Raw genomic sequence first — 15,486 nt, 5'->3', positions numbered from 1 at the left:
GGCGGCGCGAGCGAGAGCTCGCGCCGCCCGTCCGCGTCCGGGAAGCTGGTGAAAGGCCCGCAAGAGGTACGGTTCACGCGCTTTTATCGTGCTAGCCGGTGGCATGACGTGGTCGTTACCATGACCAAGGAACTGACTGATCGTCGGATGCGGGGCGAGCGATGGCACGGTTCGTGGGGGCGCTGAAGCGGATCGCCCCTTGGGCGGCGCAGAACGCCGATGTGGCGATCGCGCTGACGCTGGCCGTCGTCGTGGGCGTGCTCGGCATCATGCCCGAGGAGATGTTCGGCGCCGATCCGGACCAGGGCGCCAAGGTGCAGGCCAAGTTCGTCACCGCCGCGACGCTGGTGATCCTCGCGCTGGTGGCCACCGCGCTGCTGCGCGACCGGGCGCGGCAGGCCCCGGTGGAGGAGAGCATCACCTCCGGCGCGCTCGCCCAGCTCCCGGTCCGGCTGCAGCGCCTGGAGCAGATCGAGCACCTGGTCACCGGCACCCGCAAGGCCCTGGACGCGCTGCAGCTGGTCAGGGTGCTCGGCAGCCGGCAGGAGATCGCGCAGGCGCACGCCGAGGCGCGCAAGGACACCGCCAGGTGGAGCTTCAAGGGCGGCACCGGCACCTACCTGCGCGCCGTCACCCTGCCCCAGTGCGTGGCCGTCGCGCGCCGGGACAAACGCCACCTGACCGTACGGATCGAGGTCATCGACCCGGCCGACATCGAGGTCTGCGAGACCTACGCCCACTACCGCCGGTCACTGTCCGACCTGCCCGACGGCACCGGCGAGACGTGGACGGCCGACCGGGTCAGGAAGGAGTCCTACGCCACGATCCTGGCCGCGTTCTGGCACCGTCAGCGCTACGGGCTGCTGGACATCGGTGTCGGCCTGTCGTCCACGATGACCACCTTCCGCTGGGACCTGTCGAGCACCCGCCTGATCATGACGGTGGAGGACCCGAACCGGGCGATGACGGCGCTGGCCGACACCTTCTACTACGAGAACTGCGACACCGAGTTGCGCCTCAGCTTCGAGCAGGCGCGGCGGGTGCCGCTGGAGTCGTACAAACGGGTGCAGCTCAGTGACGAGCCCACGATCGAGGAGGTGCAGGAGCTGTTCGAGCGGATCGGGATGCCGCTGCCCAAGTCCTACAACGGGCGTGACGTGGTGGACATCGCCAGGAAGGCGCTGCGCGCCGTGGATCCGTACGGTGAGCCGGCGGCTCATCTGCCGGGCGGACCGTAGCGGTCATGAGCTACCAGGGCGTCTATGAGCAGATCGTGCGGGGCCGGGCCAGGGCCTGGGCGCTGGAGGCCCTGGCCGGCGACGGGGTCCGGGCCGTACGCCATCCGCTCGGATTCGTCTGCCTGCCGCTGGAGCGAGATGGCGGTGAGGGGGTATGTATCCATTTGTGGTCGGATTCGTTCGCCCCGGCGCGCAGCACCACCTCGCAGATCCACTGTCACAGCTGGGACCTCGTCAGCCACGTGCTCTACGGCCAGGTGCGCAATGTGCACGCGGTGGTCACGGACGCGGAGCTGGACGCGACGCACCGCGTGTTCGAGGTCGTCAGCGGTGCCGACGGCGATCGCATCTCCCCCACCCGCCGCACCGTGCGGCACGCCACGGGACTGGTGGAGTCGTTCGGGCCCGGCGACGTCTACACACTGCCGGCGGACCGCTTCCACAGCAGCGTCGTGCCGGAGGGCGGCGAGGCCGCCACGATCGCGCTCGGGCGTGGCCACCCGGGCAGCCACGACCTGTCACTCGGCCCGCTCGGCGCGGGGGATCACCACGTGCCGAGGCGGCCGCTCGACGCCGGGGAGACGGCGCGCGCCGTACGCCTGATCACCGCCCATGTGAGCTGAGGGATGCCTGATGGATCTGGATCACGCTCGCGCGGTCGCCGTGGACGCGGCCGAGGCCGCGGGAAAGCTGCTCCTGGACGGCACCAGGGAGACGGTCGGCGTCCGCTCCAAGGGCGGCTCGGGGGACGTGGTGACCGATCTGGATCTGGCGTCGGAGAAACTGCTGCTGGAGCGGATCCTCACGGTCTACCCGTCCCATGCGGTCATCGCCGAGGAGTCGGGGCTGCTGGGTGTCTCGGGCGCTGAGTGGACCTGGCTGATCGATCCGCTCGACGGCACCAACAACGTGGCCATCGGCCTGCCCGCCTACGTCGTGGGCCTGGCGCTGTGCCGTGCGGGCCGGCCGATGCTGGGCGTGGTGCACGATCCGGTGTCGGCGCGGACCTGGTCGGCGGTCCGCGGCCACGGCGCGCTGGCCTCCACGGGGGCACGGCTGGCCGCCCGTCATCGACCATCACCCCACGGTCCGCTGCTCGCTTGGACCCAGGGGTATGCTGTGACCAGGGACGACACGAAGGTGCTCGAGCTGAGGCACGCGCTGGAGCTCGGCGCCCGGCGGGTGTTGCAGTTGTGGACGCCGCTGCTGTCGTGGGCCATGCTGGCACGTGGAGACATCGACGGCATGGTCGGCTACCAGGCCGAGGCCGTGGACCTGCCCGCGGGTGCGCTGATCGCGCAGGAGGCCGGGATCGAGATCCGGGCGCTGGACGGCGGGCCCTTCGAGGACACCATCGAGGGCACGGCCGAAGATCGCAGCTTTGTGGCGGCCCATCCGGAGGCCATGCAGGCGCTGCTGTCCCTTGTCCACCGATGAGTCACACCGATAAGTCACTTCGACGTCATGACCAGAGGGTGCCGGGTAACGGCACCGGCGGAAAGGAGAATCACCATGTCGGCAGTGTTGACCGGACTGACCATGGAGCTGAGCGTGATCGAGCCGGCGCGGGTGCTCTTCGCCTCCGCCTCGCGACCGGGGGCGACATGAGCGGCGAGCGCGCCACCGGCTGGGCGCATCCGTGGTTCGCGGCCGTGGTCGGTCCCCGCCCGTCGGAGGAGATGCCGGCGGAGGAGGCCGAGGACAGCGCCGCGAGCCGGCGCCGCTCTCCACGGCCCCTGACGATCCGCCGCCGCTGAGCGACGGCTATTTGAGCATGTACTTGCACGACCCCTTGCCGGAGGCCACCTTCTCGCCGTCCACGGTGATCCGGCAGGGGGCCGGCTTGAACTGGCCGTTGGCCGCGCGGACCGAGCCCGCCACGATCGAGACCAGACGGCCCACCTCCTGCTCGGCGGCGGTGAGCTCGATCCGGGCGGTCCTGGACCAGGGCAGCTTGGCCTCGTTCTCGACACCGCTCTCGTCCGCGTTGTACATGATCGGCTGAGCGGCCTTTCCCTTGCCCAGGACTTCGAGCTCGACCAGCCGGACCGCCTTCGGAGGGGGTTCCGAGACGGTGCTGGACGGCTCGGCCGAGGGTTCGGCCGCCGCGCCGGAGGGAGCGGTGGTGGCCGTTTTCGCCGTGGTCCCTCCGCCGCCGCAGGCGGTCAGCCCGACCACGGCCAAGAGGACAAGACCGAAACATCTGTTCAGAGGTGGTTTGGCCATGGCGACCATTCTCCTCTAGATCAACCGGCGGCGGGCCCTCAACCGAAGGTGACCAGTGCCCAGGTCGCCGTCAGCAGGCCCACGACCGCCAGGCCCGCGCCGGTCAGCAGGAAACGGCGCATCGGCACCTTGACGTCGTGGCGGCGGCACGACTCGAACCAGAGCAGCGTCGCCAGGGACGCCCACGGCGTGATGACCGGGCCCACGTTGGCGCCGACGAGCAGGGCCAGGAGCTGGCCGCGGTCGTGGGCGGCGATGACCTCCTCGACGGCCTTGAAGGCGGGCAGGTTGTTGATCAGATTGGACAGCCCGGCCCCGACGGCGGCCGTGCGGTACGGGTCCCGCTCGTCACCCAGCAGCCAGCCCATCAAGTCAGCCAGGCCGTACCGGCTGAGTGTGGGCACCACCAGGAACAGGCCCGTCACGAAGATGAGCAGCTGCCACGGCACCAGCCTCCAGGCCAGCCGCGCGCGATCGCGCACCGCGAAGGCGACCACCACGATGAGCGCCGCCACCGACGCGGCCGTCCACACCTCCACCCCCGCCAGCAGCGCGCCGATGAACAGCAGGCAGGCGGCCGAGGCGGTGCCGAACAGCACCCGATCGGCGACCGGCTCCAGCACCGGGGGCGTGTAGCGCTGCTCGCGCCGCTCGCCCCTGCGCCAGAAGAAGGCCCACAGAAACGCCATGGTGACGATGATCGCGACGGCCTGCGGCGCCCACATCCGGGCCGCGAACTGCAGTGGCGACAGGTCGATCGCGTCCATGGCCAGCAGGTTCGTCAGGTTGGACACCGGCAGCAGCAGGCTCGCGGTGTTGGCGAACCAGATGGTGGTCATGGCCAGCGGCAGGGCGGCGATGCGGGCCTTGGGGGCCAGGGCCAGCATGACGGGCGTGAGCAGCACCGCCGTCGTGTCCAAGTTCAGAAAAATCGTAATAAATGACGCAAAAGCCGTACAAAGAAGAAAGAGTGCGAAGTAGTTGCCGCGGCCGAGGACCGCCATCCTGGCCGCGATCACGTCGAAGACCTGAGCTTCCTTGGTGAGCTCCGCCAGCACGATGATCCCCACCAGGAACACCAGCAACGGCCCGATCTCGCCCATGCTCTCCCGCGCGACCGGCAGCGGGAGCAGCCCGGTGGCCACGAAGACCAGACCGAGCGCGAGCAGCCCGACCCTGATCCAGTCGAGCACGCCAAGACGCCGCAACACCCGATGATGATCGCACACCACCTGCGAAACGCCGATCCCGCGGGCGATACTGAGGGAATGGCACGCGACGGAAGGCCGACCCAGATCTTCGTCAGCTACTCCCCCGCCGACACGGCCTGGGCGACGTGGATCGCCTGGGAGCTGGAGGCGGCCGGCTACCGCACGATGATCCAGGCGTGGGACTTCGTGCCCGGCACCAACTTCATCGACTTCATGGACCGCGGGGTCAGCGAGGCGCAGCTCGTCGTGGCGGTGCTCTCGCGCAACTACCTGAGCTCCCGCTACGGGCGGATGGAGTGGCAGGCGGCGATGCGCGCCGACCCGGACGCCCCGTCCAACAAACTGGTCACCATCAGGCTGGAGGACGTCCGGCTCGAAGGGCTGCTGTCCACGATCACCTGGGTGGACCTGCTGGGCGTGACCGATCCGGGGCACGCCAGGGCGCTGCTGCTCGGCCGGGTCAGGGAGGCGCTCAACGGGCGGGCCAAGCCCGAGGCGGCGCCCTTGTTCCCGACCGGCTCCGACCTGCCGGCGCCGCTGCCGACGCTGCCTCCCGGCAGCGACTCCGGCGGTCGCTCCGGCAGGGGCGCACGCACCCGCCGCACGCCGGTGAGCGCGCCCAAGTTCCCGCCCGCCGCCGGCCCGCACGCCCAGCGTGCGTCCCTCAGCGTGCTGCACCTGGCCGGCCCCCGGTTCGGGCGGGCGCTGCCGGACCCGGGCGAGCCGTTCACGCCCGAGGACATCCAGGCCCGGATCTGGGCCGACCTCACCGCCATGTACGACAGGGGCGCGCCCCGGCCCGACCTCATCCTGGTCAGCGGCGACCTGACCGAGTCCGGCAGCCTCCGGCAGTTCGGGCAGGCCACCCGGTTCGTCACGGACTTACGGCTGCTGATCGGGCTGGAGCCGCACCGGCTGGTGATCGTGCCGGGCCCGCGCGACGTCACCAAGGCGGCGGCCAGCGCCTACTTCCTGACCTGCGAGGCCGACGACGTCAGCCCGCAGCCGCCCTACTGGCCCAAGTGGCGTCACTTCGCCGGCCTGTTCGGCGAGGTCTACCAGGGGCTCGACGACCGGGTGTTCGACGGCGGGCAGCCGTGGACCCTGTTCGAGGTGCCCGACCTGAAGCTGGTCGTGGCCGGGCTCAACTCGACGATCGCGATGAGCCACCTGGAGCGCGACGCCTACGCCATGCTCGGCGAGGGACAGGCCGCCTGGTTCGCCGAGCGGCTGCGGCCGTACGAGGAGCAGGGCTGGCTGCGCCTGGGCGCGATCGGGCACCCGCCCGCCGCCCTGCACGACGCGCCGGCGTACGAGCGGCTCCTGGCCCACCGGCTCAACCTGCTGTTCCAGGGGTCCGGCGGCCCCGCTGAGGGCGCCGTCGCCGCGCCCCGCCGCCACCAGGTGGTCCAGATCACCCCCGAGGGCGTCCGCACCTGGCTGCCCGACGGCGGCGAGCCCGAGCGGGTCCCGCACGTCTGGCGGGCCGCCCGCGCCACCTTCACCGGCGAGACGCCCTCCGGTCCGCCGCCGACCGGCGCCCCGGGCTCGGGGCAGGACAGGCGCCAGCCCACGCCCGTCGAGCTGCTGCTCGACCGGATCACCGAGGTCTGCGAGGCCAGGCACGAGCGGGCCAGGATCCGCCGCATGCCCGGCCACCTGGTGGTCACCCACCCCGACGACGGGTTCGTCCGCCAGCTGATGATCGGCGCGCACGTCGGCGAGCTCACCGCCGAGGACGCCGCCGAGTTCGTCCGGCAGGCGCACGCCAGCGAGCTGGCGGCCGAACTGGTCTACCAGGGGCCGCCGCCGTCACGCACGCTGCGCGACGACCTCATGCGCAGAGGGGTGCGGCTGCGCAGCTTCACCGAGTTCCAGGGCCTGCTCGACCTGTCCGGCTACGCCGCCGAGCAGACGGCCCGGCTCACCACCGACCGCCGCTACCCGCCCGAGCTGTACGTCCCGCAGCGCTACCGCGAGCTCGACCGGCCCGGCCACCACGTCAGGGAGGGGCTCACCGACGAGCTGATGCGGCTGCTGGCCACCGACCACGGCAGGTTCCTGCTGCTGCTCGGCGACTTCGGGCACGGCAAGACGTTCGCGCTGCGCGAGCTGGCCAGGCGCATCCCGGCCGAGCTGCCGCACCTGACGCCCATCCTCATCGAGCTGCGCGCCCTGGACAAGGCACACTCGGTGGACGGGCTCGTGGCCGCGCACCTGGCCAACCACGGCGAGGAGCTCATCGACCTCAAGGCCTTCCGCTACCTGCTCAGACAGGGCCGGATCGTTCTGCTGTTCGATGGTTTCGACGAGCTCGTCACCCGGCTCACCTACGACCGGGCGGCCGACCACCTGGCGACGTTACTGGCCGCGGCGGAGGACAAGGCGAAGATCGTGGTCGCCAGCCGTACCCAGCACTTCAAGTCGCACAGTCAGGTGCTGACGTCGCTCGGCGAGATGGTGGGCGTGCTGCCGCAGCGCCGGGTGCTGGGCCTGGAGGACTTCACCCACGACCAGATCCGCTCCTACCTCGCCAACCGGTTCGACGACGGCGACGAGGCGGCCGCCCGGATGTCGCTGATGGAGGGCATCCGGGACCTGCTGGCCCTGGCGCAGAATCCGCGGATGCTGAGCTTCATCGCCGACCTCGACGCCGACCGGCTGCGCACGGTGGCCCAGGCGCGGCACACGATCAGCCCCGCACTGCTGTACGAGGAGATCCTGCAGTCGTGGCTGGCCTTCGAGGAGCGGCGGGTCAAGGTGCCGGGGTCGGCCGCCACGCTGTCCACCGCGGAGCTGTGGCAGGCGGTGACGGCGCTGGCGCTGCGACTGTGGGACTCCGGCGAGTCACTGCTCGGCGTGGACGAGCTGACCGAGATCGCCGAGACCCTGGCCGATCTGGCCAGCGGCCAGCTCTCGGCCGCGCACACCGCCTACGCGATGGGGTCGGGCAGCCTGCTGGTGCGGACCGAGGAGGGGATGTTCGGGTTCATCCACGCCTCGGTGATGGAGTGGCTGATCGCCAGGCACGTGGCCACGACGATCGACGCGCCGGTGGCCCTGTCGCGCCGGCCGCTGACGGCGCTGACCGTCGAGTTCCTGTGCGACCTGGCCGACGTGCGCGCGCTGCGGGCGTGGGTGGCCGATCCGCCCGCCGACGACGTGTCCCGCGCGAACGCCGTCAAGATCGCGGCCCGCCTGCGCACCCCCGCGCGGGCCGACCTGCGCGGCGCGAACCTCAAGGGCGAGGACCTATCGGCCAGGGACCTGCAGGAGGTGGACCTGACCGGCGCCGACCTGACCGACGCGACCCTCGCGGGCACCAACCTGTCCAGGGCGGTCCTGCGTGACGCCAAGCTGGTCGGGGCGCGGCTCGACGGCGCCGTGCTGACCGGCGCCGACCTGTCCGGCGCCGACCTGTCCGGGGCGCGGCTGGCACGGACGGACCTGAGCGACGTGTCGGCCGAGGGCACCCGGTGGCACCGCGCCACCCTGATCAACACGACCGGCACGCCGCCGCACCTGCCGGGCGCCGCCGTGGTGCCGGGCCGACCGGTCGAGACGCAGCTCGCGCCCGCGGCGATCGGCGTCCCGTACGGATATCACTTCCAGACCAGCCGCCTGCCCGAGCCGATCGCCTACAGCTCGGACGGCTCGACCATCGCGATCGGCAACGAGGACGGCGGCGTGCTCCTGTGCACCGGCGGGCTGCCCGTACGCACCCTGCAGGGGCACACCGGCCGCGTCTACTCGATCTCGTTCGCCGGCGACCTGCTGGCGACCGGCGCGAGCGACGGCACCGTACTGCTGTGGGACTCCCTCACCGGCGAGCGGCTGCGCACGCTGAGCGGCCACCGCGACGGCGTCTGGCCGGTACGGCTCAGCCCCTCGGGAGAGCTGCTCGCGGCGGGCGGCGGCGACGGCGTGGTCCGGGTGTGGAACACCGCCACCGGTGACCTCCTGCACGAGCTGGCCGGGCATCAGGCGCCGATCTACACCGCCTCCTTCGGCGGCAACGTGCTGGTGACCGGCGACGCGGCGGGCATGCTGCGGGTCTGGGACCTGTCCACCGGCGGCCCGGCCAGGGCCCTGGAAGGCCACCGTGGCGCCGTCTACCGCGCCGTGCACAGCCCGGACGGCTCGCTGCTGGCCACCGGCGACGGCGCGGGCACGCTGCGCCTGTGGGACACCTCCACCTGGGCGCGGCGGCACGCGCTGACCGGGCTGCGGGGCAGCATCTACTGCGTGACGTTCTCGCCCGACGGCTCGCTGCTGGCCACCGGCGACACCTCCGGCGACGTGCGGCTGTGGGATGCGTCGGGTGAGTTCCGCGGCCTGCACACCACCCATGCCGCCGCCGTCTACCAGGTGGCTTTCTCCCCTGACGGCCGCACGCTGGCCACCGGTGACTCCGGCGGCGTGGTGCGGCTTCAGGCGGTCGGCACGCCGCAGCGGATCGAGCTGACCGGTCACCGCAGCTCGGTGTGGCCGTTCGCGTGGCGGCCCGACAGCGAGCAGCTCGCCACCAGCAGCAACGACGGCACGGTCCGGCTGTGGGATCCGAAGTCGGGCCAGTGCCAGCGGGTGCTGCGCGGGCACGGCAGGCGCATCTCCTCGGTCCGCTTCAGCGCCAACGGCTCGATGCTGGCGACCAGCGGCAACGACGGCGTCGTACGCGTGTGGGAGGCTCGCACCGGGCGGCGGCTGCGTGAGTTCACCGGCCACGCCGACCGGCTGATCTCCGCGCTGTTCTCCCCCGCCGGGCCGGTGCTGGCCACCTCCAGCAACGACGGCGGCGTGCACTTCTGGAACGCCACCACCGGCGACTACGAGCGCGAGCTGAACGCCGAGACCGACCACGTGTGGGCGGAGGCGTTCAGCCCCGACGGCACCATGCTGGCCACGGCCAACGACGACGACAGTGTGCGGATCTGGTGGCGGGCGACGGGGCGGCTGGTCGCCGGTCTCACCGACCACCGCGGCCGGGTCCGCTCGATCGCCTTCAGCCCCGACGGCCGCTACGTCGCCACCGGCTGCGACGACCGGCTGGTACGGATCTGGCACGTGGACTCCGGCGGCCGGGTGGCGACCCTGGAGGGGCACTCCGACCGGGTCTACTCGGTGGTGTTCTCGCCGTCGGGCGACCTGCTGGCGAGCGCCGGCAACGACGGCCAGGCCAGGGTGTGGGAGCTGCGGCCGGGCCAGCCGTGGCAGCCTGTCCTGCGGCACACCTTCGACGGTGGCGCGGGGCGGCTGTGGAGCGTCGACTTCAACGCCGCGGGCGACCGCGTCGCCGTCGGCGGCGATGACGCCGTGGTGCGGGTGTGGGACACCGGCTCGGGCCGGCTGCTGCACGCGCTCACCGGCCATTCGCGGCGCGTCTGGTCGGTCGCCTTCAGTCCCGCCTCGGACGTGCTGGCCAGCGCGGGCGACGACGGCGTGGTGATCGTCTGGGACGGGCCGGAGCGGCGGATGACCCTGCTCGGGCTGCCGGAGGGCTGGGCGGCGCTGGCGCCGGACGGCCGTTACAAGGTCCAGGGGGAGACGGCGGGGCAGTTCTGGCATGTCATCGGCATGTCACGGTTCGAGCTGGGCGAGCTGGACGCGCACCTGCCCGGGGTCCGCCAGGTGCCCCTCGACTCCCCCTTCTAGGCGTTTCCGGACATCGGGCGGCCCAGGAGGCCCGTCGCCACCGCCGCCACGTGGGGGGCCAGGTCGGGGGCGGCGGCTGCGGTGAGGGCCGGGGTGCCGACGACGGAACGCAGGATGCCGACCCCGACCAGCCAGGCGCTGAGCAGCTCGGCGCGCAGCTGGGCGTCCGGGCCCTCGGCCAGCTCCTCCAGTGCCGCGACGTAGGTGTCGCACACCTCCTGGCGGATGCGCTGCCGGGTGTCCTCGTGGCCGGCGGACTTCAGCATGGCGAGCAGTGGGTGCTCCCCGCCGTAGGACGACCAGTCATGGAAGACGACCTCGCGCATCATCCGGGCCACCAGCTCTTCCGGTGGCCCGTCGAGCAGGCCCGCGGGCGCCTCGCCGGTGGCGGTGGCCTCGTCGAAGAGGCGCTTCTTGGAGCCGAAGTAGCGGAAGATCAGGGTGGCGTCGACGTCCGCGTCACCGGCGATGTCGCGCACGCTGGTGGCGTCGTAGCCGTCGCGGGCGAACCGCAGCCTGGCGACCTCCAGCAGTCTCTCCCGGGTGGCCTCCCGGTCCCGCTTCCTCTTCGCCGTCACACCGCCTCCTAGTCATCGACCGTTGACATTGTAGGCGGTGCTCGTGTTACGGTCACCCAAGTCAGCGTTCGATGACTTGATGAGGAGCGGAAATATGCGTACTTATGTCGTGGCGGGCGGCACGACCGGCATGGGGCTGGGGCTCGCTCTGCACTATCTGCGGCAGGGCGACCAGGTGACCGTCGTGGGCAGCAATCCGGCGAAGGGCCGCCGGTTCATCGAGGACGCCGAGCGGCTGGGCGCCGGGAAGCGGGCCGCGTTCATCCAGGCCGACCTGACCTCCGTCGCCGAGAACCGGCGCGTCATCGAGGAGGTGCGGGCCCGGCACGACACGCTGGACGGGCTCGTCCTCACCGCGATGAGGCACTTCCCCGCACGCGTCGAAACCCCGGACGGCTTCGAGGCGACCTTCGCCCTCTACTACGTCAGCCGTTTCCTGCTCAGCCACGGCCTGACCGGCCTGCTGGCGAAGACGGACAGACCCATCATCGTGAGCATCTGCGGCGTCGGCATGACCAAGGGCCGCATCCACTGGGACGACCTCGGGCTCAAGAGGGGCTACGGCGGCATCAAGGCCACCCTCCAGGGCGGCCGCGCCACCGACCTGCTCGGCGTCGCCTACGCCGCCCGCCACGCGGACGGCCCGGTCCGGTTTCTGCTGCACCACCCGGGGTTCACCGACAGCGGGACCGGCAGCCTCAGCCAGCCCGCCAGGTCCATCGTCAAGGTGCTCGCCAAGCTCTTCGCCCAGCCGGTCGCCAAGAGCATCGAGCCGATCATCGAGCTGATGGACGACCCGCCGGAGGGCGCCCTGCTCGCCTACGACCGTCGCGAGCCCGTCGGCCTGTCACTGCCCACCCTCGACCCGGGCGACGCACGCCGCCTGTACGACCTGACCGGCCACCTGCTCTAGCCGCGGCTCGCGCGCAGCAGCAACTCCTGCCACACCTCGGCGACCCGCGCTTCGAGCTCGTCGAGCGGGCCGTCGTTCGGGATGACGATGTCCGCGACCGCGAGCCGGTCCTCCCGGCTCGCCTGGGCGGCGATGCGCGCCCTGGCGTCCTGCTCCGGCATCCCCCGGTGCTCGGCCAGGCGCGCGATGCGAACCTCGTCGGGGGCGTCCACGACGATCACCACGTCGTACATCGGCGCCAGCTTGTTCTCCGCCAGCAGGGGCACGTCGTAGACCACGATCGCGTCGGCGGCCGCCTCGCCCTGCGCCCGTGCCACCCGCTCCCCCACCAGCGGGTGCACGATCGCGTTGAGCGAGGCCAGCTTCTCGGAGTCGGCGAAGACGATGGCGCCGAGCCTCTCCCGGTTGAGCGAACCGTCCGCGTGCAGCACCGCCTCGCCGAACGTGGCCACCACCTTCGCCAGGCCCGGAGTGCCCGGCTCGACCACCTCACGGGCGATCCTGTCGGCGTCGATGACGACCGCACCCCTGGCCGCCAGCCGCCTGGCCACCTCGCTCTTGCCGGATCCGATGCCGCCGGTGAGCCCAATCTTCAGCACAGCGGCAGCCTATCCGCCCGTCAGCGCCGCAGGTGAACCAGTGTCACATGGTCGCTCATCCGCTCCCGGTGCGTCTCGCGATAGCCCAGGCGCCGGTAGAGGCGCAGATTCGGCTCCGACAGGTGGCCGGTGAACAGGTCGAACACCTCCGCCTCCGGCACCTGCTCGTGCAGCGCGGTCAGCAGGGCCGTGCCCAGCCCCTGGCCCTGGCGGTCGGGCGCCACGGCCAGCCGCCCCACCAGGCAGGTGCTCCCGGCCGACGTGCCGCGCACCGCGCCGATGATGCGGTCCGCCTCGACGGCCTTGAGCACGACACCGTTCTCGATCGCCTTGCGGACCTGATCGAGGGACTCCACCAGCGGCGGGATGTACGGATCGCCGTAAAGCTGCGCCTCGCTCACGTAAGCCGCCCGCTGCAGGGTCAGGATCTCGCCCGCGTCCGCGGCCACCGCCCGCTGGATCTCCACCCGTGCACCCTACTTCAGAGCGGCGGTACGGCGATCAGCGGACGAGGGCGAAGAAGGCGCGCACACCGGCGACCAGGCTGTCCGGGGCGGCCATCGCCACCATGTGGCTGGGGCTGGAGTGGCCGCCCCAGTGGACGACGCGGTTGCGGCGCTCGGCGATCCGGCGGAAGACCCGCGGCCCGCCGTGCGACACCCCGGTGGGCACGACGTCCTGGTCGATGGGCAGGCCGGCGGCCCCCTCGTAGTAGGGCCAGGATGAGGAGGCGCCCGTGGCGGTCAGCCAGTAGACGGAGGCGTTGGTGAGCAGCAGGTCGCGGGAGACGGGCTCGGCCGCGTCGGGCTTCTCACCTGGCCAGCCGTCGAACTCCTTGAACCGTTCGACCAGGTAGGCGAGCTGGGCGACGGGCGAGTCGGTCCAGCCGTGGCCGAGTGTCTGCGGGCGGGCGGCCAGGTAGGGGCCGTAACCGCTGCCGCCTTCCATCCACCCAGTCGCCTCCCGCAGCTCGGCCAGCTCCTCATCGGTGGCCCCGTCGAGCTCGGCGGGGTCGCCGGTCGGGATGCCGAGGCCGGCGGTGATGTGGGAGCCGATCACATGGTCACTGTCGAGCGCGGCCAGTTGGGGCGTGATCAGGGCGCCCGCGTCGTTGCCGTGCGCGCCGTACCTGGTGTATCCGAGCCTGCTCATCAGCTCCGCCCACGTCCGGGCCACACGGGCGACGCTCCACGGCCGCCCGCCGACCGGCCCGTCGGTCGGCCCGTCGGTCGGCCCGGGGTGTGGCTCGGGGAAGGGCGAGAAGCCGAACCCCGGCAGGGAGGGGGCGACCACGTGGAAGGCGATGGCGGGGTCGAGGCCGTGCGCCCTCGGGTCGGTGAGCGGGCCGATGACGTCGAGAAACTCGGCGACGGAGTTCGGCCAGCTGTGCGTCATGATGAGCGGCAGGGCGTGCGGCTCCGGTGACCTGGCGTGCACGAAGTGGATCGGCTGGCCGTCGATCTCGGTGGTGAACTGCGGGAAGGCGTTCAGCCTCGCCTCCTGCTCCCGCCAGCTGAACTCGTCGGCCCAGTACGCGGCCAGTTCGCGCAGATACTCCACCGGCACCCCGCGCTGCCACCCCGCGCCGGGCAGTCGCCGCGCCCACCGGGTGCGGTGGAGGCGGTCGCGGAGATCGACGAGGTCGGCCTGCGGCACGTTGACAAGGAAGGGCTTCATGCGGACCACGATGTCAGCCAATGCGGAAGGATTCGTTCCGCATCAAGACGTAAAGGCCGTGGTGGTTGGAGCCGCTGGAGCCGTCGCTACCGGTGGGCAATACTCTGCGATCCGGGCAAACTGCCACCGAATCGCCACACGGGGAGGCTCCAACGTATGAACACGCCACCATCGCCGCCCCCTGGAGCGGAGCGGACCGAAGAGCCAGTCGTCCGGATCGGGGCTCTCGTTCCGCTCACCCGGCCTGGCTGGGTCGAGGCGGGCCGACACGTGCTCGCCGGGCTCGAACTGGCCGTTCGCGAGGTCAACGACGCCGGCGGGATCGCCGGAAGACCGCTCGACCTGGTGGTCCGAGACACCGCGGCCGACCCGCGGAAGGCCGCGGCGGCCGTGGACGAACTGGCCCACCTGGGCGTGGCCGCCCTGGCGGGGGAGTATCACAGCGTCGTCGCCCGCGCCGCTGCCGCCAGGGCCGACGCCCTCGGCCTGCCGTTCCTCTGTTCGTCAGCGGTTCTCGACGCGCTCACCGACCAGCCGACGGAATGGGTCGCGCGCCTCGCCCCGGCCCAGTCCCACGGCTGGCGGATCTACGCGGACTTCCTCCTCGGCGCGGGCCACAGCCGGATCGCCGTGGCAGCCGAGCCGAGCGTCTACTGGGCATCCGGGGCCCGCATCCTGCGGGACCACCTCTCTTCACGCGGCGGCACCGTCATCGACCTCGACATGGGCACGCTCGCCCCCACGGACGTGTGCGACGAACTCGCCGGGGATCGCGCGACGGCCCTCCTCCTTCTGACCGGCCACCCGGAGCCGACGGTGTCGATCGTCAGGTCTGTCCGCCGCGACCAGCGGCTCACCGAGATCATGATCGGTGCTCCGGCGGGGCAACCGGAGTTCGCCGCATGGGCGACGTCGCTGGGCGACGACAGCGCCGCGATCCCGTTCCTGCGCTATCTGCCCGAGCGTCTCAGCCCACTGGGTGCACGGGTCGAGACGGCCCTCCGCGAGCGGCTGAGCGAAGCGCCGTCTTTCGTCGCCTTCGAGGGCTACGACACGATCACCGTCCTCGCCGAGGTGCTGCGCTCGCACGGCGCGGATCGGGCGCGCATCGCCGAATCCTGGCCGCGCGTCGCGGTCGAGGGCACCCGCGGGCTGATCCGGTTCTCCCGCACCCCAGGCATCAGCGTCTGGCAGTGGGCGTGGCCGCCGGTCCAAGTCGTTGATCGGGATCCGGCGGACCCCGATCGCTTCCGCATCCTCCACGCCGCCGGAGAGAGCGTCGGCGGAGAAAGCACGGAGCACGCCCCCACCCCGTGAGCAGACGGTGACCCCGGCGCATGCGAAAGGCCCCACACGAACCCGTGCGGGGCCTTTCTTCAACCTGCCGTCAGA

The 15,486-nt window shown here is 71.9% G+C and carries 13 protein-coding genes; 7 read left to right on the top strand and 6 right to left on the bottom strand.

All coding sequences use genetic code 11. The annotated features are described in order from the left end of the window. The first annotated feature begins 161 nt into the window (after positions 1-161). The 4 genes from ACTMTF_RS02495 (at position 162) to ACTMTF_RS02480 (ending at position 2,995) form a co-directional block, all read left to right on the top strand. Positions 162-1,238, top strand: coding sequence for a hypothetical protein (locus tag ACTMTF_RS02495; RefSeq protein WP_441109009.1), 1,077 nt, complete (start codon positions 162-164; stop codon positions 1,236-1,238). Positions 1,239-1,243: 5 nt separating this feature from the next. After that, the gene (locus ACTMTF_RS02490) at positions 1,244-1,861 is read left to right on the top strand and encodes a hypothetical protein (RefSeq protein ID WP_441109008.1); all 618 of its coding nucleotides are present in this window, start codon (positions 1,244-1,246) and stop codon (positions 1,859-1,861) included. 10 nt (positions 1,862-1,871) lie between these two features. Then, positions 1,872-2,675, top strand: coding sequence for an inositol monophosphatase family protein (locus ACTMTF_RS02485; protein ID WP_397000702.1), 804 nt, complete (start codon positions 1,872-1,874; stop codon positions 2,673-2,675). 167 nt (positions 2,676-2,842) lie between these two features. Continuing rightward, positions 2,843-2,995, top strand: a complete 153-nt coding sequence (locus tag ACTMTF_RS02480) for a hypothetical protein (RefSeq protein WP_441109007.1) — start codon at positions 2,843-2,845, stop codon at positions 2,993-2,995. A gap of 7 nt (positions 2,996-3,002) precedes the next feature. On the opposite strand, the gene ACTMTF_RS02475 is transcribed toward ACTMTF_RS02480, so the two are convergent. Together ACTMTF_RS02475 and ACTMTF_RS02470 are read right to left on the bottom strand one after the other, a co-directional pair. Then, on the bottom strand, positions 3,003-3,464 hold the full coding sequence (locus ACTMTF_RS02475; RefSeq protein WP_441109006.1) for a hypothetical protein: 462 nt from the start codon (positions 3,462-3,464) through the stop codon (positions 3,003-3,005). Between the two features lie 38 nt (positions 3,465-3,502). Then, positions 3,503-4,675: an SLC13 family permease gene (locus tag ACTMTF_RS02470; protein ID WP_441109005.1), complete on the bottom strand. Its 1,173-nt coding sequence runs from the start codon at positions 4,673-4,675 to the stop codon at positions 3,503-3,505. A gap of 57 nt (positions 4,676-4,732) precedes the next feature. Between ACTMTF_RS02470 and ACTMTF_RS02465 the strand changes: the two genes are divergently transcribed. Beyond that, positions 4,733-10,327, top strand: a complete 5,595-nt coding sequence (locus tag ACTMTF_RS02465; protein ID WP_441109004.1) for a TIR domain-containing protein — start codon at positions 4,733-4,735, stop codon at positions 10,325-10,327. Here the strand turns inward: ACTMTF_RS02465 and ACTMTF_RS02460 are convergent. Then, on the bottom strand, positions 10,324-10,905 hold the full coding sequence (locus ACTMTF_RS02460) for a TetR/AcrR family transcriptional regulator (RefSeq protein ID WP_441109003.1): 582 nt from the start codon (positions 10,903-10,905) through the stop codon (positions 10,324-10,326). The genes ACTMTF_RS02465 and ACTMTF_RS02460 overlap by 4 nt on opposite strands. Before the next feature lie 94 nt (positions 10,906-10,999). Between ACTMTF_RS02460 and ACTMTF_RS02455 the strand changes: the two genes are divergently transcribed. Continuing rightward, on the top strand, positions 11,000-11,818 hold the full coding sequence (locus ACTMTF_RS02455; protein WP_441109002.1) for an SDR family NAD(P)-dependent oxidoreductase: 819 nt from the start codon (positions 11,000-11,002) through the stop codon (positions 11,816-11,818). On the opposite strand, the gene coaE is transcribed toward ACTMTF_RS02455, so the two are convergent. The 3 genes from coaE to ACTMTF_RS02440 are packed head-to-tail and all read right to left on the bottom strand — an operon-like array spanning position 11,815 to position 14,094. Next, the gene (gene coaE / locus ACTMTF_RS02450; RefSeq protein ID WP_441109001.1) at positions 11,815-12,417 is read right to left on the bottom strand and encodes a dephospho-CoA kinase; all 603 of its coding nucleotides are present in this window, start codon (positions 12,415-12,417) and stop codon (positions 11,815-11,817) included. The genes ACTMTF_RS02455 and coaE overlap by 4 nt on opposite strands. A 20-nt stretch (positions 12,418-12,437) precedes the next feature. After that, positions 12,438-12,884 (bottom strand): GNAT family N-acetyltransferase, encoded by a 447-nt coding sequence (locus ACTMTF_RS02445; protein ID WP_441109000.1) that lies wholly within the window; start codon positions 12,882-12,884, stop codon positions 12,438-12,440. A 34-nt stretch (positions 12,885-12,918) separates the two neighbouring features. Continuing rightward, positions 12,919-14,094, bottom strand: coding sequence for an epoxide hydrolase family protein (locus tag ACTMTF_RS02440; RefSeq protein ID WP_441108999.1), 1,176 nt, complete (start codon positions 14,092-14,094; stop codon positions 12,919-12,921). 156 nt (positions 14,095-14,250) lie between these two features. On the opposite strand from ACTMTF_RS02440, the gene ACTMTF_RS02435 reads away from it, so the two are divergent. Next, the gene (locus tag ACTMTF_RS02435) at positions 14,251-15,411 is read left to right on the top strand and encodes an ABC transporter substrate-binding protein (RefSeq protein ID WP_441108998.1); all 1,161 of its coding nucleotides are present in this window, start codon (positions 14,251-14,253) and stop codon (positions 15,409-15,411) included. Positions 15,412-15,486: the final 75 nt, after the last annotated feature.

This window comes from Nonomuraea sp. ZG12, assembly GCF_052068115.1.
Classification (GTDB): domain Bacteria; phylum Actinomycetota; class Actinomycetes; order Streptosporangiales; family Streptosporangiaceae; genus Nonomuraea.
This window is presented reverse-complemented; position numbering and strand designations above follow the sequence as displayed.